Annotated in this window: 20 protein-coding genes; 8 read left to right on the top strand and 12 right to left on the bottom strand. The window is 62.2% G+C overall.

Annotation, left to right across the window (positions count from 1 at the left end; translation table 11 throughout):
- Nucleotides 1-146: 146 nt before the first annotated feature.
- Nucleotides 147-623, bottom strand: coding sequence for a type II secretion system protein N (locus ACWNZ3_RS17450; RefSeq protein ID WP_114273834.1), 477 nt, complete (start codon nucleotides 621-623; stop codon nucleotides 147-149).
- A gap of 121 nt (nucleotides 624-744) precedes the next feature.
- On the opposite strand from ACWNZ3_RS17450, the gene ACWNZ3_RS17445 reads away from it, so the two are divergent.
- The gene (locus ACWNZ3_RS17445; RefSeq protein ID WP_496900698.1) at nucleotides 745-1,263 is read left to right on the top strand and encodes a tetratricopeptide repeat protein; all 519 of its coding nucleotides are present in this window, start codon (nucleotides 745-747) and stop codon (nucleotides 1,261-1,263) included.
- Nucleotides 1,264-1,266: 3 nt separating this feature from the next.
- Here the strand turns inward: ACWNZ3_RS17445 and ACWNZ3_RS17440 are convergent, their stop codons facing one another.
- The 7 genes from ACWNZ3_RS17440 to gspG form a co-directional block, all read right to left on the bottom strand.
- The gene (locus ACWNZ3_RS17440) at nucleotides 1,267-1,758 is read right to left on the bottom strand and encodes a type II secretion system protein M (RefSeq protein ID WP_269362658.1); all 492 of its coding nucleotides are present in this window, start codon (nucleotides 1,756-1,758) and stop codon (nucleotides 1,267-1,269) included.
- A complete protein-coding gene (gene gspL / locus ACWNZ3_RS17435) occupies nucleotides 1,755-2,945 on the bottom strand; it encodes a type II secretion system protein GspL (protein WP_496900697.1) in 1,191 nt (396 codons plus the stop codon). The genes ACWNZ3_RS17440 and gspL overlap by 4 nt, the downstream gene beginning before the upstream one ends.
- 75 nt (nucleotides 2,946-3,020) lie before the next feature.
- A complete protein-coding gene (gene gspK, locus ACWNZ3_RS17430; RefSeq protein WP_496900696.1) occupies nucleotides 3,021-3,935 on the bottom strand; it encodes a type II secretion system minor pseudopilin GspK in 915 nt (304 codons plus the stop codon).
- On the bottom strand, nucleotides 3,932-4,603 hold the full coding sequence (locus ACWNZ3_RS17425) for a type II secretion system protein GspJ (RefSeq protein ID WP_496900695.1): 672 nt from the start codon (nucleotides 4,601-4,603) through the stop codon (nucleotides 3,932-3,934). Before ACWNZ3_RS17425 ends, gspK begins: the two co-directional genes overlap by 4 nt.
- Nucleotides 4,600-4,971 carry a type IV pilus modification PilV family protein gene (locus ACWNZ3_RS17420; RefSeq protein ID WP_269362666.1) on the bottom strand — a complete coding sequence of 124 codons (372 nt, stop codon included), beginning with the start codon at nucleotides 4,969-4,971 and terminating at the stop codon, nucleotides 4,600-4,602. The genes ACWNZ3_RS17425 and ACWNZ3_RS17420 overlap by 4 nt, the downstream gene beginning before the upstream one ends.
- The gene (locus tag ACWNZ3_RS17415; RefSeq protein ID WP_496900694.1) at nucleotides 4,956-5,429 is read right to left on the bottom strand and encodes a prepilin-type N-terminal cleavage/methylation domain-containing protein; all 474 of its coding nucleotides are present in this window, start codon (nucleotides 5,427-5,429) and stop codon (nucleotides 4,956-4,958) included. The genes ACWNZ3_RS17420 and ACWNZ3_RS17415 overlap by 16 nt, the downstream gene beginning before the upstream one ends.
- Complete coding sequence (gspG, locus tag ACWNZ3_RS17410) at nucleotides 5,414-5,887, bottom strand: type II secretion system major pseudopilin GspG (RefSeq protein ID WP_269362670.1); 474 nt, start codon at nucleotides 5,885-5,887, stop codon at nucleotides 5,414-5,416. Before gspG ends, ACWNZ3_RS17415 begins: the two co-directional genes overlap by 16 nt.
- 92 nt (nucleotides 5,888-5,979) lie before the next feature.
- Here gspG and ACWNZ3_RS17405 point away from each other — a divergent pair, with 92 nt between their 5' ends.
- From ACWNZ3_RS17405 to ACWNZ3_RS17375, 7 genes are all read left to right on the top strand, one after another.
- Nucleotides 5,980-6,750: a prepilin peptidase gene (locus ACWNZ3_RS17405; RefSeq protein WP_496900693.1), complete on the top strand. Its 771-nt coding sequence runs from the start codon at nucleotides 5,980-5,982 to the stop codon at nucleotides 6,748-6,750.
- Nucleotides 6,751-6,921: 171 nt separating this feature from the next.
- On the top strand, nucleotides 6,922-8,481 hold the full coding sequence (locus ACWNZ3_RS17400; protein ID WP_496900692.1) for an SEL1-like repeat protein: 1,560 nt from the start codon (nucleotides 6,922-6,924) through the stop codon (nucleotides 8,479-8,481).
- A complete protein-coding gene (locus tag ACWNZ3_RS17395) occupies nucleotides 8,481-9,668 on the top strand; it encodes an SEL1-like repeat protein (RefSeq protein WP_496900691.1) in 1,188 nt (395 codons plus the stop codon). Before ACWNZ3_RS17400 ends, ACWNZ3_RS17395 begins: the two co-directional genes overlap by 1 nt.
- A gap of 305 nt (nucleotides 9,669-9,973) precedes the next feature.
- Nucleotides 9,974-11,164 (top strand): hypothetical protein, encoded by a 1,191-nt coding sequence (locus tag ACWNZ3_RS17390; RefSeq protein ID WP_496900690.1) that lies wholly within the window; start codon nucleotides 9,974-9,976, stop codon nucleotides 11,162-11,164.
- Between the two features lie 193 nt (nucleotides 11,165-11,357).
- Nucleotides 11,358-12,248, top strand: coding sequence for a glycosyltransferase family A protein (locus tag ACWNZ3_RS17385; RefSeq protein WP_496900689.1), 891 nt, complete (start codon nucleotides 11,358-11,360; stop codon nucleotides 12,246-12,248).
- Nucleotides 12,245-13,114 carry a sulfotransferase gene (locus tag ACWNZ3_RS17380; protein ID WP_496900688.1) on the top strand — a complete coding sequence of 290 codons (870 nt, stop codon included), beginning with the start codon at nucleotides 12,245-12,247 and terminating at the stop codon, nucleotides 13,112-13,114. The genes ACWNZ3_RS17385 and ACWNZ3_RS17380 overlap by 4 nt, the downstream gene beginning before the upstream one ends.
- Before the next feature lie 43 nt (nucleotides 13,115-13,157).
- Nucleotides 13,158-16,256 carry an FG-GAP-like repeat-containing protein gene (locus ACWNZ3_RS17375; RefSeq protein ID WP_496900687.1) on the top strand — a complete coding sequence of 1,033 codons (3,099 nt, stop codon included), beginning with the start codon at nucleotides 13,158-13,160 and terminating at the stop codon, nucleotides 16,254-16,256.
- On the opposite strand, the gene ACWNZ3_RS17370 is transcribed toward ACWNZ3_RS17375, so the two are convergent.
- From ACWNZ3_RS17370 to ACWNZ3_RS17355, 4 genes are read right to left on the bottom strand one after another with little or no spacing between them, the layout of a single operon-like run.
- Nucleotides 16,253-17,023, bottom strand: coding sequence for a LamB/YcsF family protein (locus ACWNZ3_RS17370; protein WP_274573695.1), 771 nt, complete (start codon nucleotides 17,021-17,023; stop codon nucleotides 16,253-16,255). The two genes, ACWNZ3_RS17375 and ACWNZ3_RS17370, sit on opposite strands and share 4 nt — an antisense overlap.
- Before the next feature lies 1 nt (nucleotide 17,024).
- Nucleotides 17,025-18,050 carry a 5-oxoprolinase subunit C family protein gene (locus ACWNZ3_RS17365; protein ID WP_496900686.1) on the bottom strand — a complete coding sequence of 342 codons (1,026 nt, stop codon included), beginning with the start codon at nucleotides 18,048-18,050 and terminating at the stop codon, nucleotides 17,025-17,027.
- Nucleotides 18,047-18,784, bottom strand: a complete 738-nt coding sequence (locus ACWNZ3_RS17360) for a 5-oxoprolinase subunit B family protein (protein WP_269362686.1) — start codon at nucleotides 18,782-18,784, stop codon at nucleotides 18,047-18,049. Before ACWNZ3_RS17360 ends, ACWNZ3_RS17365 begins: the two co-directional genes overlap by 4 nt.
- A complete protein-coding gene (locus ACWNZ3_RS17355) occupies nucleotides 18,777-19,712 on the bottom strand; it encodes a hypothetical protein (RefSeq protein WP_496900685.1) in 936 nt (311 codons plus the stop codon). Before ACWNZ3_RS17355 ends, ACWNZ3_RS17360 begins: the two co-directional genes overlap by 8 nt.
- Between the last annotated feature and the right edge of the window lie 6 nt (nucleotides 19,713-19,718).

Raw genomic sequence — 19,718 nt, 5'->3', positions numbered from 1 at the left:
TCTGCCTCAAGCCCGGTGCAGGTTCTTGATGACCGCATTCGGGGGATTTGCCATGTATTGGCTTGAATCCTAGCGCATATTCGACAGCGATGCACGTCTTTCATGCGCAATCCCGCGGGATGTGGCCAATCGGTCGCGCGGCATTGTCAGCCGGGCGGTTGCTTTTCCTCGACAAATCCGAGGAGCGCCAGATCATCACCCCCGTTGTCGACCCACACACCCTGCTCGTCGATGCGCTTGACGGTCGCCCCGTTGCTGAGCGTGTCGCCCACCCGCATCAGTTGATCGCCGGTGGGATGCGACACCATCGCCCAGATCTTCTGATCCACGCGCACAACCCCTTTCAGGGCATAGCCGAGACTGTCCAGCGGGGGGCGTGGCGGCTGAGGTTCGGGCGTCGGGGCGGGTGGCTGCGGTTCAGCAGCGGGCGGCGGTTTGGGGGGCTGAAGCTCTCCGAACACGGCGGGCCAGCGCCTTGGTCTTGGCGGCTGGGCCGGTGGTTGCGGTTCGGCAACCTCGCCATCCGTGACACGGACGCCTGTGACTTCGTCGCCGGGGGTGTTCAGCGTTTCATGAAGCTTTTGACCCGCCAGCCCCGAGGCGGCGAGGGCAATCAGTGTCATTATCGCAGCTATCAGTCGCATTGTTGCACCGCTCCTGCGCGTTCGGGACGGGATTTGTAGACGCAAATCCCGTCCTGTGGTAAAGGTAAACTTAATAAACCAATAAATAAAGAGCAGGCAAATGCAGGTATACACACACGCCCGGGCCGGGACGATTGTTCTGTGCGCCCTTCTGATCTCAAGCTGTGCCGAGAACGGCAGCCTTGGTCAAAAGTCCTTTGAAACAGAGTATTCTACTGCGCGAAACGCCTTGGAAGGCGGCGATTTTGCCAAGGCGAACCGCGTCTACAAACGTCTTGTTCCCGATGCAGGCGGGTTCGAGCCGCGTATCCGTCTGGAGCTTTCCCATGGCTATCTCCGCGCGGGTGATTTCGATGCCGCCGCGCAGGAAGCGGGCAAGCTGGCGCAGTCGCAAAATGGCGACGGACGTGCGGCAGCCCTGTCTGTGCAGGCCACCGCGGTGCATGAACTTGGCCTCAAGGCGCTGGCAAAAGGCGACAGGGAGGCCGGAAAATCCTACCTTGAGCAGGCAGAGGCGGCGCTGACCGAAGTGCTGGCGACCAACCCTGATCTGGACCCCCTGGGCAGCCTGGCGGGTCGCAAGGCCAGCATCCAGTCGCGTCTCAGCGGGATGAGGTAAGGTTCAGGAGGCCGGGGTCAGGGCCAGCCTGGCGCTGACCTTGCCGGATTCCTCTGTTGTTTCGAAGCGGAAGGACGAGATGTCATAGCCCCAACTGCGGCTGTTGGCGGACATCCAGTCTGCCAAGGCGGTGAATTTGACCTGATCGAACCGCAATTCGACGACGCCCTGGTCCGCCACCGCCAACTCGCTGACAAAGGGGCGCAGACCGGCAGCGATCAGGCTTTCCTCTATGGCGCTTGATCCGATCGGTGCGGTCGCTGCCTGTTCCGGGCCCTGGGCGATCTGGTCCAGTTCGGCAGCGCGGTCCCGGACCCAGATGTTCAGCGCAACGGCCTCGGCATTTTCCGCGAGTGCAGCATCCCTGCCGTCCTTCAATGGCAGCAGAACCGCAAAAATCACAAGCAGGGGCAGGCCGACAGCAAAGAGCAGGGCCAGCAACATCCTTTCGCGCCCGGACCGCTGAAGCAGAAAATCAATCAACCGTCCGCTCATTTTGCCGCCTCCGTCCCGGGGGGGCGCAGGCGGATTTCGCTGCGCACGGCGGCGGAGCCTTCGCTGACACGCGATTGCACGACAGTTACCGTCAGCCCGGCAGCGCGCAGGTCGCTGGCAAGCTGGTCGACGCTGGCGAAATCGGGCATTGTCACATCCAGAGCAACCTCTGTTGCGGATACGGTGCTGACCTGATCGGTTTCCACGCCACGGGTGCTGAGAACGCCGGCCGCTGTGGCAAAAAGGTCCAGCGCCGTTATCTTGTCCTGCCAGCCCGCTGCGCGCAGCTGACGCTCGGCCAGCACCTGGCTGACCTGAATGCGCATGTCCAGCAGTGGCCCCGTCGGGATGAACTTGTCGCGTACCAGTTCACGGGTCTGGGTGTTCAGTTGGGCGGTTCGGGTTTCGATCCGCCGTGTTTCGATGACCTGAGAGGCAGACCACAGGCCTGCGGCAATCAGCGCGAAAAGCAGCGGCCAGCGCCAGGGCAGGACCTGTTTACGTAATTTGGTCCGCGCCATCTGCGGATCGCGCCGCAGATCGAATTCAATCTCGCCATGGGTGAGAACCGCAGGCACTTCCAGCCCCAGGCCCTTGGCCTCGGCGGGGGAGGCGATGAGTGGGACGTCGTGGATGTCAGCAAGTGCTTTCAGCCCGTCCGGTGCGGTGCCAAGGCACAATATGGCACCGGGGAGGATGTCCCTGGCCTGATCAAGCTGCATTTCCAGCATCACCATTGCCAGATCAGGTTGCGCGGTGAACCCTTCGTCAGGCCCAAGGCGCACCATCAGCATGTCGTTCCGCATCGCCATGGACCAGATGCCGGAGGCGGTCGGCAAGGACAGGTAGTCGGGCAAAACAGCACGGCAATGGGGGCCGGCGATGGCCTTCCACTCTGCCAACAGGGCGGCGTCCGCGATCAGGACCTTCGACCATTTCTCGCTCTGCTTCGGGGGATAGATGGGCCTGATCTCGGTGGTTTCCGCCGTCAGCCCTGCGCGGTCCTGCAATTGGCGGCGGGCGACCTGCTCGCGGGCCTGCCCGCGCAGGCCAGGGGGTAGGTCCAGAGTGATGACCGGAACATCCGCGCCGCAGACAACCGCAACCTGCTGGGCACCGGGGGCGGTGCCGTCGCCGGTCAGCGCGACAAAGTCCTTGCCCGCGTCATATGTGGCCACTTCGGTCACCTGTCGTATCCCGCCCATTTCTGCGGTGCCACGATGCAGGCTCCGCGAGGATTGATCAATGGGCAGGCATCCAAGTCAGTCATATTGGCTGACCCGGAGGCGCACATATGTCCCGCTCTGGCGGTTGAGACGGTAAAGCAATGTCATGCGTCTTGCATGTTGCCCATCCAGTTCGGCAGCGATGTCTGTGCGGAACCATTCCGAGGACACCGTGAGGCGTGCTGGTGAAAATTCTTCCGGCAACTGCTCGCCCAGGCGATCTTCCAGCGCGTCGATGAAACCATCTACAGACAGAAAAGGCGTCCGGTCGCGGGTGTTCAGTATCTGGTACAACGTGCTGGGCGGCAGTGTCGGCATGAGGTCCACGAGCATCTCGACAGAGGCGGTGTTGATGTTCACCGGAAGCCCGCCGGGCAGAGCAGTCGCAACGGCGCGCAGGCGGTCTGTTTCCTGTGGTCTGAGGCCGGGAATCTCGCTGATCTGGTCAAACATCAGCAGGGCACCGCCAATCGGGGCGCGGGCCGGGGTCAGCGCCGCATAGGCGCGTTTGTTGTCCGGTCCGCCCGGTTGAATGAAATCCCTGATCAGATCGCCGACGCGGGGCGACAGGCTGGCCCGTTGCAGGAGCTTGTCAAAAGCGCTCTGCGCCGCGTCATGGGTTGGGTCATTCAGCCAGTTGAGGTTGAACAATGCCTGCTGATCCAGAATCCGGCCGGCGACGCGGCCCCGGTCCAGCGGAACGGCGATGTCGGTCTTTGCCCAGGCTTCATTGGCATCATCATGATTGCTGGTCATCAGGTCGGCATTCAGCATGGTGATCGCCAGCGCATCGAAGGCATCCAGATAATAGCTGAGTTGTCCGGCGGTCTGGCTGGCCTGCAAACGCGCGCGACCACCTTCGGCCCGGGTCAGCAGGAACACCGCCGCCCCGGCAAGGGCCGCAACAATCACCAGCGCGTTCACCAGCACGAAACCGGCCTGGCGGGTCATTTCAGTGTCTCGATCAAGGTGATCTCGCCCCAAGTTGTGGTGACCAGTGTAACCTCGATCGCCAGCGGGACGAAGTCGGAGTAGTTTTCCGCAGCCGGACCTACCCGGTCGTCGTCTTCTTCGGCGCTTGGGGCCGGTCGGTTCTGCAGCATCGGGTTGGTTGGCCCGTCGACCCAGCCCAGGCCGCTCCAGTAGCTGCGGATGCGCAGGTCTTCGACACCGGCCATTACCGTGATTTCAGGCTGCAGGGCCTGTGTGTCTGCCGGGATGAGTGTTGTCCAGACGCGCCGGAAAAGCCTGCCGTCCTCGGGCGCCAGCCGCCATTCCACGCGCTGCAGGTGATCGGACAACTCCGGCGCGCCCAGGGCAGGTTGCCCCGATACCGAAAGGGAAAAGACGCGCCCATCGGTGCTTTGCCCGACGGCCTCTGCCGACGGGCTGTCCGGGGGAAAGAACCGCATCGGCATGATCGCTGTCAGATCGTTGCGCATCAGGGCGACTGCGCGTGACAGCTCCGAGGTGCTGTCATCCAGTTCTGTCAACCGGTCCCGGATGTGCAGCATGCCGGACAATCCCTGAAGCCCCATGACGGCAACCAGTGCAAAGATCGCCATGGCCACCACAAGTTCGATCAGGGTCATCCCGGTATCACGGTGCTGATCGGTCATGATGCGGGCTCCACCGGGAGGTAGATCACGAAAATCGCGCCGCCGCCGCGCTGTGCCCTGGCCGTCACCGTTGTCTCGGTCAGTCCGGCGGCGGTTGTCTTGGTGGTTGTGGCCAGGCTGATCGTCTGGCCGCCCATGGTGATTTCTGTTGGCAGGGCGGCGCGCTCCTCGGGCGGGAGCAGGCGCAGTTCCTCGGCCCGGTTCCGGGCCACGATCTGCGCCAGCAGCCGGTCCGCGGCACCGCCGATGGCCAGCCGTGATTGATCGGCGGCGCGCAGGGCGGCGATGCTTCCGATTGCCAGGACCAGCACGGCGACAGCCAGTTCGATCAGGGTCAGGCCCCTGTCACCCTTCAATCGCCGCCGCATTTCAGCCCCGTCCATCCGTCGCTCCGGCAGCTTCGCGATGCGCCACGGCTCCCTGAAAACAGGATGTTGAAGGCGGTTGTCTGCCCGTTCGCCAGCAGGATGATCTGGGGTTCATCCAGCCCCGGCCGCGGCTGAAGATTGGCAATGGTCACATCACTTTGCCAGCGGCGGACCGGGTCGCCGATGTCCCAGCCCTGGTCCGTTTTGCGGGCAAAGCCGAGGCCTTCAGGCGTGATGTTCAGACCCTTGCTGTTGCGTCCCTGCATCGCAAGGTCCTGAAGGGCGCGAAACTGTGTCTCGAACCAGGCGCGGTCCGATGCGGCACTGTCCGTACCGCGGCCGGATACTGCCAGCGTTGCCCCCACCGAAAGCACCGCAAGCACCGAGATGACAACAAGCAATTCGATCAGGGTAAAGCCCCGGTCGGGCGCAGGATTGGATTTCAGTTCTGGTTCCATGATCCGATGTCGGAATCCGGACCGGTGCCGCCTGACACCCCGTCCGCACCATAGGAGAACACGTCGAAATCCCCGTGGACCCCCGGTTGCAGGTATTGATAGGGCTGGCCCCATGGGTCGATGGGCAGCCGCTCCATGTAGCCGTTTGTTGCCCAGTTCGGCGGCTGCGGATCGGTGGTTGGCGGGTTCACCAGAGCGGCCAAACCCTGTTCGGTGGTCGGATAGCGAAAATTGTCCAGACGGTAGAGGTTCACCGCACCGGAAATTGCAGCGATATCGGATTGTGCACGCGCGGCACGGGCCTGATCGGGGCGGTCAATGACACGGGGAACAATCACCAGAGCAAGAATTGACAGGATGACGACCACAACCATCAGTTCCAGCAGCGAAAAACCTGCGTCGCGTCTGGATGGTGTCCCTGCCCGGTCAATGTTTCTGCGCGAAGCAGCACGTTTCATCAAATATGTCCTTTTCAATTCAGCACATGATAGGAGGGGGGCGATATGATTGTCTATGCGATGTTGCAAAATTTGAAGGGACGGCCGGTCGGATGACAGGGGCGCAGCCGTTGCTATTGCTGGTGATCCTGCTCGGCCCGGCAATCGGGTCTTTCCTCGCCGTGCTTGTGGACAGGCTGCCGCGCGGAGAGGGTACCATTCTGCGCGCCTCGGGGTGTCGCAGCTGCGGTGCGGCGCTCAAGGCTTGGCAGATGGTCCCGATCCTGTCGTTTCTGATCCAGCGGGGGCGGTGCAAAAACTGTGGTGCCGCGATACCGTCCTGGCTGCTCTATCTTGAACTGATCTGCCTTGGCTTTGGTATTCTGGCTGTCCTGCGCGGCGGTGGCGCGACGGAGGTTGTCTTGTCGGCGGCTTTCCTGTGGCTTCTAGCGGCGCTGGCAACAGCAGACCTGATGTGGTTTCGGCTGTTCGATCCGCTGACGGCAGCGCTGGCGCTGGTGGCCTTTGCCATGGCGCTGGCACCGCAGGGTGTGGGTCTGGAACAGGCCGCATTGGGCGCGGCGCTGGGCGCGGGCAGTTTCGCCGCCCTGCGCTGGGGCTATTGGCTGGTGCGGCGGCGCGAAGGGCTGGGGCTGGGGGATGTAAAGCTGATGGTGGGGCTCGGGGCCTTTGGCGGGCCATACGACCTGCCGCTTCTGGTTCTGCTTGCGGCGGTCACGGCCCTGGTGGTCGCGCTGGGACAGAGGTTGGTGAACAGACAGTCGCTTGCTGCCGACCGCCCCCTGCCGTTTGGCGCTGCCCTCTGTGCCGCTGCGGCGTTGCTCTGGCTGACCGGACCGCAGCTGGCGCCCATGGCCTGGTGAATTGACTTCACGTTCGCGCCGGGTATGGTCGCGGTGCATTTAGAAATTTCGCCTGCAGGACCATTGCTGCGGCACCTGTCCCCTTATCCGAGCGAGCATATGATTTCATTTCAGAATTCCGCAACCCGCCTTCTTTCGGTGACCCTTTTGCTCGCGGGACTGGCTGTACCATTGGCTGCGCAGGACAGCAGCGCCACATCCGACAGCGCGACAGATGAAGCAGCCGCGCCCGCGACCATGACAGAGGTCGAACAGGCGTGGCAACGCGGCGATTTCGTCTTTGTCCGCAGGGGGCTCAAGACCCTGGCCGAGCAGGAGGGCACAGCCCTCGCGCAATATCGCTATGGGCGGGTTCTGCTGGAGGGCACAGGCGGGCCGAGAGACGTGCAGGGCGCCGTCGGCTGGCTTGAGAAAGCGGTCGCGCAGAACAATGCGGATGCCGCCACGCTGCTGGCGCGTGTCTTGCTCAGCAGCAAGGGCGAAGGGAACGCGGAGCGCGCTGCGGAGCTGTTGTCGAACGCCGCGACACGCGGCGATGCCGAGGCGCAATATTACCTTGGGTTGCTTTTGCTGTCCGGCAAAGGGGTGGAACAGGATGTCGGGCGTGCCTTTGACTGGTTTCTCGCGGCAAGCGAGGGCGGCAACATGCACGCGCAATTCGAGCTGAGCAAAGCCTATTCCCGGGGGCAGGGCACCCAAGCAAACCCGCAGGAGGCGCTGCGCTGGCTGGAAGAAGCTGCCGGGGCCGGTTTGCCTGAAGCACAGTATTTTCTGGCCAATGCGCTGGACAATGGCGGCGGGGTGCCCGTGGACAAGCAAGCGGCGCTGGACTGGTTTCGTCGGGCCGCCGAGAATGGACAGCCGCAGGCGCAGCGCGAACTGGGTACCAAGTATCTTGTCGGCGCAGATGGTGTGACACCAGACGCGGCAGAGGCCCTGCGCTGGCTTGGTGCCGCGGCAGAGGCGGGCGACCGGTCGGCCATGCACAACCTTGGCATCGGATATGTCAGCGGTGGTTTGTTGCCGCAGGATTACAACAAGGCGCTCAGGTGGTTCGAACAGGCGTCGGACCTGAACCTGGGCCGATCCACCTTTGCGCTCGGGCAGCTTTATGCAAACGGTACAGGAACGGAACAGGACCTGGCCAAGGCCGTGGCGCTTTATGACAAGGCGGCACAGCAGGGTGAGTTGAATGGCGCGCTGGCAATTTCGCAGATGGCCAAGGCCGGGCTGCTTGACGGTCTGATGTCGCCGCATCAGGCGGTCCCCTGGGTCATGACCGACCTGATCCAGAATGCCGATGCAGAGGCTGAGGCATGGCTCTTGGGCCAGGCGGATGCCGGGGTGCGGATCGCCCAGGTCAAACTGGGAGAATTCTATCTGCAAAAGGAAGGCAAGAAGGCTGAAGGCGTCGACCTGATCCAGCGCGCCGCCATGGCGGGAAGTGTTCCGGCCCAGTTTCAGCTGGGCAACCTGTATGTAACAGGTGACGGGGTCGATCTGGATTATGTCGCGGCGCACAAGTGGCTGAACATCGCGGCCGCCAGCGGACACCCGGAAGCGGCAGAGACAAGGGCGGTTGTCGGTGACCTGATGACGCCGGATCAGATAGCCGAGGCACAGGCCGAAGCCCGCGCGTATTTCGACACGGCGCGGGCGCGCGCCCCGCAGACGGATCAGGTGGTCCGGACCTCTGATCCCGGTGCCTCCGAACCGACAGCGCGCGACTGATGGCGTTCCGTCCGGTACTTCACGCGATCCTTGCCTTGGCACTGGTTTGTTCGGGCGGGCAAGTCTGGGCGCAGACCCTGAACGAAATACCGTTGGCCGAGTTGGAAGTGGCGGCAGAGGCCGGGCAGGCCGAAGCGCAGTTCGCGCTGGGCATGCGTTACCACAGGGGCGATGGCGCATCGGAGGATTATGCAGCGGCGGCGCGGTGGTTCGCGCTTGCTGCGGCACAGGGGCATCCGGGTGCCAGCAACCAATTGGCGCGCTACCGCTTCGAGGGGCTGGGCGGCGACAAGGATGTCGAAGAGGCCTTGCGCCTTTTCGAGAGCGCTGCGGCATCTGGTGATCCGCATCATGTCTATGATCTGGCGCGCGCCTTGGAAGTGGTCGGAGACGATATGGGCCGGGTGGCACAGCTTTATCAGCAGGCCACCGACGCCGGCCTGGATGATGCCGCTGTCAGCCTTGGTGTTCTCTACCAGGAAGGGCGTGGGGTCGAGCAGGATTATCTTCGTGCGCTTGAGCTTTACGAGGGTCCTGCGGCGCAGGGCAACGGGCGTGCGTTGAACAATCTGGGGCTTCTTTATGTGCGGGGCACCGGCGTGCCGCAGGATTATGCGCGCGCGGCAGAGTATTTTACCGCTGCAGTCGAATTGGGGCTGCCAACCGCGATGACCAATCTGGGCGTGCTTTACGAGAATGGTTATGGGGTCGAGCTTGATGAAGAGCGGGCGAAGGCGCTGTACCGCGCCGGGGGAAGGCAGATTGAACCCGACGCAGAACAGCAATCTGCCTTGATCTATGATGCGCGGCTCAAACCGCTGGATCTGTCCGAGCAGGTGCTGAAAGATGTGCAATCCCGGGCCTCCGGCGGGGACCCGGTTGCGATGTTCCAACTGGGTTGGGTCTTGCTGCAATCGCCCGATGCGCCGTTTCAAAATCAATTCCAGGCCGCCGCCCTGTTCCGTGCGGCCGCCGAAGCCGGATATGCGCCAGCCATGGCCAATCTCGGCAGCCTTTATTTTCAGGGGAAAGGAGTGCCGCAGGACTTCGTACTAGCACAGATGTGGATCCTGCGGGCGGCGGCGGGGGGTGTGGAACAGGCAAAAAACATGAGCGATGGCTACATCAAGCTGATGACAGCGGCGCAGATAAACGAGGCTCAGGCACGCGCCAAAGTGATTCCCTGACCTGCGCGAATTTCTACCTTAAGTAGAAGATTGACTTCGCCACTGTTCGGGGATCAGTGACAATTGGTTGAAAGCATAACAAAATGCTTCGAAACAAGACGATTTTGAGATAATGTTTGCCTGCGGCAGGCCTTGTTTGATATTTTATTAAACTAGGCAGCTGCGGTCGGTGCGATTTAGCGAATTTGTATTTCTTTCTTTTAACGGTCGGTGCGAACAATGCGCAAAGCGGCCGAAACTGACAGCCGACCATTGCTGACAAATGATTTCGCGGCATTGACCGCATATTATGAAGGGAAATTAACATGTCTATTACTGTATCCAGAATAAGGGGTAGCACCGCGCTGGCCGCGGGTGCCCTGTTGCTGACATCCGGCATGGCGATGGCGGATATCGTTCAAGCCGACGACGTGATCATTACGCGGTCGCTTTGCGTGGGGTTCGATTGTGCCAACGGTGAGGCCTTCGGTTCCGACACGATCCGGCTCAAGGAAAACAATCTGCGGATCAAGGCGATGGATACGTCCGTTGGCGCTTTCCCTTCCGTGGACTGGCAACTGACTTTCAACGATTCCACGAACGGCGGCGCCAACAAGTTTTCCGTCGATGAAATCGACAGTGGCAGAACGCCGTTCACCATTCTGTCCGGTGCGCGTTCGAACTCGATCTTTGTGAACGGCTCGGGGAAGGTGGGCTTCGGAACTGCGACGCCCGTTGTCGATCTGCATGCCAGGAGTGGCAACACGCCCACTTTGCGTCTTGAACAGGACACATCCAGCGGTTTTGCGGCGCAAACTTGGGACGTGGCCGGCAATGAGACGAACTTTTTCATTCGTGACGTTTCCAACGGGAGCACATTGCCATTCCGCATCGCGCCCGGCGCTGCAACATCGTCCATCCATATTGCCGGCAACGAAAACGTAGGTATGAGCGCAGGCACAAGCCCCGAAGCATCTTTGCATGTGAAACGGTCCAGCGGTCCTGCGAACCTTTTGATCGAGGCCAACGGCGCGGGCAATGACGCGTCCTTTGCACTGGAAACCGCTGGTGCGGTCGCGGGGACATGGGAATTCCGCGCGCAGGCGGATTCCGGGCGTCTGAACATCGGTGTGGTCGGTGGCAACACACCGATCAAGGTGGACGAAGGCGCGGACAACAACCTGCTGAAGATCGGTGACAATGCCAATTCCGACGCTGTCATCGTCACAGGTCAGATCATCGTCAACGGCACACCGCTGAACGTGCCGGATTACGTCTTTGAACCGGATTACAAGCTCTTGCCGCTGGCAGAAGTCGAGGCGTTCATCGAAGCAAACGGTCACCTGCCGGGAGTTCCTTCGGCGAACAAGATCAATTCGGAACTGCGTTTCAACGTCGTGGACATGCAGCTGAAGTTGCTGGAGAAGGTCGAAGAACTGACCCTCTACACGCTTGAGCAGCAGGCGCTGATTTCAGAGCTGAAAGCGGAAGTCGAAACGCTGAAAAGCGCCAACTGATCAGGGCGAACCGCGAAGATAAAGAAAAGCCGCCGCTCCGGTAACGGGGTGGCGGTTTGCGTTTCTGCTGGTGCGCATTGAGGTCGATATCTCAATGGGGTAGCTCTGTTCGGGCAGACCAGAACGCAGTTCAACCCAGGTTTTCACCTTTCACCGCGGACTGTCGTTTGACCACAAGAGATACAGGGCACACATGAACCTTTCCCCCATGAAACTGTCCATTGTCGTGATCATGCACAACATGCGGCGGGAGGCGGCGCGCACGCTGTATTCCCTTAGTCTTGCACATCAGATCGGGGTGAAGCCCGACGACTACGAAGTGATCGTGATTGACAATGGCTCTTCCGCGCCGCTGGACAAGGCCGACGTGACCCGCTTCGGGCCGCAGTTTCAATACCATTTCCACAAAACAGCCAGCAAGTCCCCCGTTGACGCGATCAACCTGGGTGCGCAGATGGCCAAGGGAGAGGTGTTGGCACTGATCGTGGATGGCGCACGCATGGCAACGCCCGGCATTTTGCATTACACTCTGTCGGCTTTCACCGCATATCCCGAGGCGGTTGTCTGTGCGCTGTCGTGGCATCTGGGGCCGGATGTGCAACCCAAATCGACGCAGGAGGGGTACAATCAAACGGTCGAAGACGCCTTGCTGGAACAGGCAGCCTGGCGCGGGGACGGGTATCGCCTGTTTGACATATCCACGATAGCGCCCTCGTCCGGCACCGGTTTCTTTGGCGATTTCCCGGTGGAGTGCAGCTGGATCGCCCTTTCCCGGGACAGGTTCCTCGACTTGGGCGGCTTCGATCCGGCGTTCCAGTCACCGGGGGGCGGGTTCTGTAACCATGACTTCCGCAACCGGGTGCTGCAGCAGCCCGGAGTCGTTCCGGTCAAACTGCTGGGTGAAGGCGTCTTTCATCAGGTGCACGGCGGGATCGCAACCAATGCACCGCCCAGGCAGCGTCCGTTGCAGGCCTTTCACGAGGAATACACAGAATTGCGCGGCGCACGCTTTGCCCCCGTGCCGGTGCCAAACCCGATCTATGTCGGGGGTATGCCCGCCGCAGCGATGCCGTTTCTTAAATGAACGTCCCGACCGCACCCATCACGGCAATCGGGGGGCTGGGTGGCAGTGGCACCCGGGTCGTCGCCGCAATGTTGCGGCAGGCAGGTGTGTTTATCGGCGAGGATCTGAACGGTCCGTTGGACAATCTGTGGTTCACTGTCCTTTTCAAACGTCGCGACTGGACGGACAAGCCGCCGCTCGCGTCGCAGATCGTGACCGCGATCAGGCTGTTCCGGCAGGCGATGACACTCGGCCTTGCTGCAGGATTGTCGGGGCCGGATCAGGCGCTGATCGAGACGCTGCAACGGGACCTGCTGCCAGACGGGACATGGGACAGCGGGGCCAAGATCGCGCAGGCGCGGAATCTGCTGCAAAGCGGTGCATCGCCGGTCGCCATGGGCGGGCCATGGGGATGGAAAGAACCGAACACCCATGTCTTCCTGCCATATCTGGATCAGCTGCTGCCGGATTTTCGCTACATCCACATTGTCCGGGACGGGCTGGATATGGCTTTCAGCGGCAACACCTGGCAGGCGCAGAACTGGGGTCATATCCTTGGCCTTTCGCCTGAACCCGATGTGCCGCTGCCCGTACATCAGCTGCGCTACTGGCTGGCCGCGAACCGGCGCGCGCTGACCTATGGCCAGACACGGATGCAGGGCCGCTTCATGGTCATCCGATACGAGGATTTCTGCACCGACCCGATGCGCTATTGGCATCTGATCAAGGCGTTGTCCGGCGGCAATGCGGATTCGATGCCGCCCCCGGATCTGGTGCGTCCGACCACCATCGGACGTGCTGGCACAAACGATCTGTCGGTCATTCCGACCGATCTGCGGCGGGAGGTAGCGGACTTTCAATTGGATTTGGCGAATGCGCGAGATTGAGGTATCTTGCGCACATTGGATTTTTTGAAAATTGAGTTTCACAATGACAGATACATCCGCGCCGACAGGTCCCCACACGCTACGACTTGTCCTGAGTGTTCTGATTGTTGCCGTTCTTGCCTATCTGTTCTGGACCGGATCGCGCTATCCGGCGCTGGACGAAAAGGCGATGATGTCGGGTGCAATCCAGCTTGAAGATTCACTGAGTTTCGAGGCCAAGTTCCCGATCACGGCGGATATGACTCTGCCCCAACGGATTTTCTGGTCCACGCTGAACTGGATCAATACCAACAAGAAGGGCATGACCTTTGGCGTCCTGTTTGCCGCGGCCTTCCTGACGATGATCCCCTATCTGCGACGGCGCAGCTTCAAGGGCGGGTTTGCCAATTCATTTCTGGGCATGGTGATCGGCGCGCCACTGGGCGTTTGTGTGAACTGTGCCGCCCCGATTGCAAAGGGCATGTATTCTGCGGGTCTGCGGGCGGAAACGACCCTCTCTGCGATGATCGCATCTCCGACGCTCAACATTGTGGTGCTGACGATGGCGTTTTCGATCCTGCCGTTCTTCATGGCGGTGACAAAGATCGCTTTGAGCCTGCTGGTGATCCTGGTCATCGTGCCGTTGATCTGCCGCACTCTGGCACGGAATGAACTGCCGCAGGACGAGGTCGTTTGCGCGATGAGCCCAGGTGGTGGACTGATGGCGGGAAAGCGGCTGGGCAACAGCCCGGTGGGGGCTGTGGTGAACGTGGCCAAGGAGTATCTGCAGAACCTGTGGTACATCCTCAAGCTGACGGTTCCCCTGATGCTGCTGGCCGGTTTCCTGGGAACGGTGGTCGCCGTGTTGCTGCCGCAGGACATGATTACCGGCCTGTCGTTCTCGTTTCTCGCCCTGATCGCCATCGCGCTGGTCGGGTTGTTCCTGCCGGTGCCGATCGCCTTTGACGTGGTGGTCACGGGGGCATTGCTGAGCGCGGGGCTGTCACATGGATACGTGATGGGGCTGCTGTTCACGCTGGGTACCTTTTCGGTCTATTCCTTCTTTATCGTCTGGCAGGCCATCGGGTTGCGAGCGGCTGGTTTGCTGGCCGCCGCGGTCGGCGTGCTGGGGATCATCGCCGGGCTTGGCGCGCAAATCTATTATGACAAGCAATCGGAACGGGCCCTGGACATTCTGTTGCAGGGCAATGCCGCCCCGGTCAACGCGCCGCTCTTTATGGCTGCGGAGGCAGCGGGGACCGATCCCTGGCAGGTCACCAGCGAAGATGCGGACCGGATCACCTTGGCTGCCCAGCCGCTGGCACCGCTTTCGGACTCCGCCGAGACAGGTTTCACCCGGATGGAGGCGAGCACGATTGGCATCGACAAACCTGTCGAGTTTTCCTTTCGCGACATGTGGCCGCCGTTCTGGGAAGGCCGGTCGGTTTCTTCGGGGGATATTGACCGTGACGGCGACCTTGACCTCGCCATCGCCTCCACCGAGGTGGGCCTGTACCTTTACCTGAATGACGGGAAAGGGCAGTTCACACGGCAGAAGATCGACATGGGGCCGCTGGCCGATATGGCTGTGTTTCAGTCGGCTCTGGTGGATATCGACAATGATGGCTGGCTTGATCTCTTCCTCGGCACCTATCGTCAGGGCAATTACATCTGGCGGAATGCGGATGGGCAGTTCAGCACGGACAGCCTGCGCCCGGTGCAGGGCCGGGACACGGATATACTGGCTCTCTCGCTCAGCTTTGCCGATGCGGACCGCGATGGCGATCTTGACGTTGCACTGGGGAACTGGGCCGCTGGCTGGTATCGCCGCATTCCGGGTGAGGAATCGCGCAACCGGGTGATCTGGAACGATGACGGCGCGCTTTCGGGAAAGCAATTTACCGATCTTCCGGGATTGCCGGGCGAGACGCTGAGTATCCTGTGGACCGATCTTGACAGTGACGGGGCCACCGATCTGGTGGTCGGCAACGATTTCGACATCCCGGATTATTTCTATCGTGGTGACGGCGCTGGCGGGCTGTCGATGATCGACCACGCCTCGGGGCTGATCCCGCATACAACCACCACCACCATGGCGGTAAAGACGGCGGACCTGTCCAACGACGGCACACCGGAGATCTACCTTGCGCAGATCGCGGGCCGGTCGTCGGGCGTGTCCCGAAAGCTGAAGATGCAGTCGCTGGACCAATATTGCGACGGCATTGCCGATCCCGAGGCCAAGGCCACCTGCGCCAGGAACATGGAGATCAAGACCTGGTACAAGTCCGGCAACAACTTTGACCCGACCTACGCCAGCCGGTGCCAGGAGCTGGAAGGACGTTACAAGGACGAATGCCGCGCCATGCTGGTCAAGGACCTTGCGATCCAGAAGGAAGACCCCGGTATTTGCACGCTGATCCCCGTGGGGCAGACCATTCCCCGCGCCTATTGCGATGCTCATTTCATGCCGGTGCGTCAGCCAAAGCCGGAGGAAATCGCCCTGACCCACCCGCAAATCCTGCGGTCCAACGTGCTGCTGTCCTGGGGGGAAAATGCCTATTCCGATCAGGCTGCAGAGGTTGGCCTTGATGTCGGCGGCTGGAGCTGGGACACCAAGATCTTTGATTTCGACAATGACGGCTGGCAGGACGTATACATCGTGAACGGCACCTGGGTGCCCAACGAAGTGTCACCGTCCAACTTGTTTTTCCACAATCAGGGGAACGGCACCTTCAAGGAAGCCTCAGGGCCCTTCGGGCTGGAAGATTACCTGATGACAGCCGCCGCGACCCAGTTCGACATGGACAATGACGGCGATCTTGACCTGCTGACCCACCCCGTCAACGGCCCGCTGGTCGTATTCCGTAACAACAGCCAGACCCGGGGCATCGTGTTCGAACTGGCGGATATGGCGGGCAACCGTGACGGCATCGGTGCCGTACTGCGCCTGACGGATGCAAACGGGCTGACCCAAATGCGCGAGGTGCAGATGGGCGGCGGGTTCATGTCTTTCGATGCGCCGCGCGTGCATTTCGGGTTGGGTGAAACTGGCCGCGCGACAAAGCTGTCGCTGCGCTGGGCAGATGGCACCGAAACCACCATCGAAGGCCAGCTTGACGCAGGCAATATCTACCGGATCAGCCGCACCGCCGGCAACGGTTAGGCTCTGTGCCCCTTGAACTGCGCCAGGGATATGCCTGCGGCTTCCAGCTCTGACCGGACAGCGGCGGCGATCTGAACCGCCTCTGCGGTATCGCCATGCAGGCAGATCGTGTCGATCCGCGTCGGGATATGCTTGCCGCTTTCCGTGATGATCGCCCCTGCGCGCACCATCTCGACCATCCGTTTGCCTGCGAGGGCGGCATCGTGGATCACGGCACCGGGCAGGGAACGATCCACCAGAGTGGCGTTGTCGTTGTAGGCGCGATCCGCGAAGATCTCTCCGGCCCAGGCGCAGCCAAGCGCCTCTGCCGCGCTCTGTTGCGCCGTGGCAGAGAGCACCATGACGATGAGGTCGGGGGCCACGCTCAGCGCGGCTTCGTAAAGATCGCGGGCGAGACCTTCATCTTCCGAGGCCATGTTGGCCAGGGCGCCATGCAGTTTGAGATGGCGAACCTCAGCACCCAGGCTGCGGGCCATGCCGACACTTGCGGCAACCTGGTAGCGGATCTGGTTCTGCAAGGTGGCGCGCGGCACCGACATGCGGTTGCGGCCAAACCCGGCGATGTCCATGAACCCCGGATGCGCGCCGATGCCGACCCCGTTGTCATGGGCAATGCGCATGGTCGCGGCCATCACATCGGCATCCCCGGCATGACCGCCACAGGCGATATTGGCAGAGGTGACGATATCCAGCAGGGCCGCATCGTCACCCATCTTCCAGGCACCATAGCTTTCGCCCATGTCGGCGTTCAGATCGACGGATGGCATGTCATGTTCCCTCTTCAAATGGGTTTGCATTGGCAGATACGGCGCCGCCAATCAGTTGATAGGATAGCAGATCGCGCATTTCAGCAGGATTGCGGACCAATGGATAGCGTTTGCCGGGCAGGGCAGTCAGCTCGGCGGCGGCACGCTTTTCGATGGCGATGGCTTCTTCCAGCGACACGAAGGCGAACCGGATTGCGGCACCTGCCGGGGCCTGGGCGATGCGGGGCAGATCGGCTGGCAGCACGGTGGCAATGCGCGGATAGCCTCCGGTTGTCTGGCTTTCGCACATCAGCACGAAGGGCGCACCGTCACCGGTGATCTGGATATCCCCCTGCACGATCACTTCCGAGACGATGCTGAGCTGACCGTCGGAAAAGAACCCCTCACCGTCGCTGTCCATCCGGACACCCTGCCGGTTTGCGCGCGGATCGCGTCTGAACGTCGTCCGGGTGAAACGCGCGCGGGTATCGGCGTTGAAATGAACGGTCTGCATGCTTTCCACCACATGTACCGTACCGCCGTCGAAACGGTTGTCGCGTGGCAGCGCCATGCCGGTCTCAGACCCCTTGTCAGGCCCGATGGCCAGCGTGTCGCCGGATTTCAGTGCCGCCCCCAGACCGGCGCTCAGGTGGCTGGACCGCGACCCCATCAGTTCCGGCGTGGCAAGCCCGCCGCCGATATGCAGGTAGCCATAGGTGCCGCCCGTCGCCCCGCCGATGGTCAGCTTGGCACCGGCGGGCAAAAGGTGGCTGGCATTCCAGACGATCGCGGCCCCGTCGATATTGGCGGTCATCGCCGCCCCGGTCAGCGCGATGCGCAGGTCGGTGTCGCTGGTGAACGTGCCGCCTGCGCCGATCATCTCGATCGCGGCCCCCGCCGGCTGGCGGAGCAGGGCAGCCCCTTCGTGCAGGGCGATGGGGTCGGCGGCGCCGCCCCTGGTCAGCCCCTGCGCGCGGTATCCCGTGCGACCGAAGTCCTGAATGCTCAGCGCCGGACCGGCCTGCACAACGGTCAGTGTCGCGCTCATGCCAGGACCTCCCTGCTTGCGCCGCCATCGCCGGATTGGTCCTTGCTGCGGATCTTCTCCAGCTCGGCGGGCTCAATCGCGGGAAAACACAATTCGTCCCCCGGTGAGAGGGCAAAGGCATCCTCGCTTTCAGGGCGGAAGGTGCGGAACGCGGTCTGTCCGATATGGCGCCATCCGGTGGGGGAGGCATTGGTGAACAGGACCAGCTGCCGGATCGCGATGATCAGCGCCCCGGCGGGGACCGACTTTGACAGGGCCTGCTGGCGGGGGATGTTCCAGGTCTCGCTCAGCTCGCCCAGGTAGGGCTGGCCGGGGGCGAAACCGATGGTCAGCACCCGCACACGCGCGCCCGAGATCTGGCGGATCGCCTCGTCCGGGTCGACACCGGCGACTTCGGCGGCTTCTTCAAGCTGCGGCGCAAGATCGGTGCCGTAGACGGTGGGAATGTGCCAAAGGGTCCGCCCCGGTGGCAGGTCCGCCTTGTACCAGTCGCGGCTGGTCAGCAGGTCGCGCAGGCGTTCCGTCATTTCCTCTGCCGGGGTCACGGCAAGGTTCACCTGCAGAAAGGTGGAGACAAGGGAGGTGCTCGTCTCGGTCACCTCTGGCCAATCCGCGTCCTCGATCGCCGCGCGCAGGGCGAGCGCGGCGCGGTTGGCGGGTTCGGTCATCGCTTCGGCGAAGGTGACAAGGATCCCGGACAGCCCGACGCGGCGGATTTGCGGCCAGTCAGTCATCGCAGAGCATCTTTCGGTAGAGGCGGGGCAACAGGATAGGTGTGAGATACATCGGCACCTGCCAGCAACCGACGAAGACCAGCAGCGGTGCCAGCACATCTGCCGGGAGCGCCACGAGGAACAGCGCGATGTTGCGGGTGCCTGCGCCAATGGCCAAAGGCCCTGCGACGGGTCGCAGGCGGGTGTGTCGCAGGGTCAGCAGCACCGCGATCTGCAAGCCATAGCTGATTGCGAAGGCCAGCAGCATCCACAGGGCGACCAGCCCCGGTGTCGTGCGCAGCGCCGGGTTGAGCGCGGCCATCAGCCCGATGACGATGATCGAAAACGCCAGGGTGGATGCGCCATCCATCGCCTTGATCTGGGAGGGTGTCGGCACGCGGAGCAGCCAATGTCTGAGCGCGAAGCCCAGACCGGTTGAGACGATGATCACCAGGAGCAACCGAAATGACGAGGCGAGGACGGCCTGTGCCGGGCCGAGCTGCGGTAACAGCGCGAGGATGGGCAGCACGGTCAGCGGAAAGGCTGCCGTGCCCAGGACGAGGATCTGCATCGTCCGTCCCGCGTCCTGCTCCATCATCAAGGCCAGGTTCGGTGACCCCGATATGGCAGGAGCCGCGCAGGTCAACACCAGCGCAAGCGCGCCGGGTGTATTGTGCAATCCGAACGGAACGAGACAGGCGTAAAGCGCCAGCGGCAGGGCCAATTGCAGCAGGGCAATCGCACCCAGCCCCCAGCGCAGGTCCCGCACCGCGCCCAGGGCCGCGCGCCGTCCGATGCGCAGCGCGGTCAGCAGCAGGAGCAGCGCCACCATCTCGGCCAGCCAGGGATAAAGCGCGCGGGCGAGCCCCGGCAGCAGCAGCCCCGCCGCAAGCCCGGCGATCAGGCAGGCGCGGGCATGGGTTGCCACCAGATGAAGAAACCGGATCAAGGCAAG

The sequence above is a fragment of the Sulfitobacter sp. IGS-18 genome (assembly GCF_059628195.1).
Note: the sequence above shows the minus strand (reverse complement) of the source record. Positions and strands in the feature narration are given on the sequence as shown.

Bases quoted from the DNA above. Each gene is read 5' to 3' on its own strand.
- ACWNZ3_RS17420 (WP_269362666.1), bottom strand. From the start codon at position 4,971: ATGCGGCGGCGATTGAAGGGTGACAGGGGCCTGACCCTGATCGAACTG.
- gspK (WP_496900696.1), bottom strand. From the start codon at position 3,935: ATGACCCGCCAGGCCGGTTTCGTGCTGGTGAACGCGCTGGTGATTGTT.
- ACWNZ3_RS17440 (WP_269362658.1), bottom strand. From the start codon at position 1,758: ATGAGCGGACGGTTGATTGATTTTCTGCTTCAGCGGTCCGGGCGCGAA.
- ACWNZ3_RS17415 (WP_496900694.1), bottom strand. From the start codon at position 5,429: ATGGAACCAGAACTGAAATCCAATCCTGCGCCCGACCGGGGCTTTACC.
- ACWNZ3_RS17365 (WP_496900686.1), bottom strand. From the start codon at position 18,050: ATGAGCGCGACACTGACCGTTGTGCAGGCCGGTCCGGCGCTGAGCATT.
- ACWNZ3_RS17385 (WP_496900689.1), top strand. From the start codon at position 11,358: ATGAACCTTTCCCCCATGAAACTGTCCATTGTCGTGATCATGCACAAC.
- ACWNZ3_RS17405 (WP_496900693.1), top strand. From the start codon at position 5,980: ATGACAGGGGCGCAGCCGTTGCTATTGCTGGTGATCCTGCTCGGCCCG.
- ACWNZ3_RS17450 (WP_114273834.1), bottom strand. From the start codon at position 623: ATGACACTGATTGCCCTCGCCGCCTCGGGGCTGGCGGGTCAAAAGCTT.
- ACWNZ3_RS17375 (WP_496900687.1), top strand. From the start codon at position 13,158: ATGACAGATACATCCGCGCCGACAGGTCCCCACACGCTACGACTTGTC.
- ACWNZ3_RS17380 (WP_496900688.1), top strand. From the start codon at position 12,245: ATGAACGTCCCGACCGCACCCATCACGGCAATCGGGGGGCTGGGTGGC.
- ACWNZ3_RS17360 (WP_269362686.1), bottom strand. From the start codon at position 18,784: ATGACTGACTGGCCGCAAATCCGCCGCGTCGGGCTGTCCGGGATCCTT.
- ACWNZ3_RS17370 (WP_274573695.1), bottom strand. From the start codon at position 17,023: ATGCCATCCGTCGATCTGAACGCCGACATGGGCGAAAGCTATGGTGCC.
- ACWNZ3_RS17445 (WP_496900698.1), top strand. From the start codon at position 745: ATGCAGGTATACACACACGCCCGGGCCGGGACGATTGTTCTGTGCGCC.
- ACWNZ3_RS17390 (WP_496900690.1), top strand. From the start codon at position 9,974: ATGTCTATTACTGTATCCAGAATAAGGGGTAGCACCGCGCTGGCCGCG.
- gspG (WP_269362670.1), bottom strand. From the start codon at position 5,887: ATGAAACGTGCTGCTTCGCGCAGAAACATTGACCGGGCAGGGACACCA.
- ACWNZ3_RS17395 (WP_496900691.1), top strand. From the start codon at position 8,481: ATGGCGTTCCGTCCGGTACTTCACGCGATCCTTGCCTTGGCACTGGTT.
- ACWNZ3_RS17425 (WP_496900695.1), bottom strand. From the start codon at position 4,603: ATGACCGATCAGCACCGTGATACCGGGATGACCCTGATCGAACTTGTG.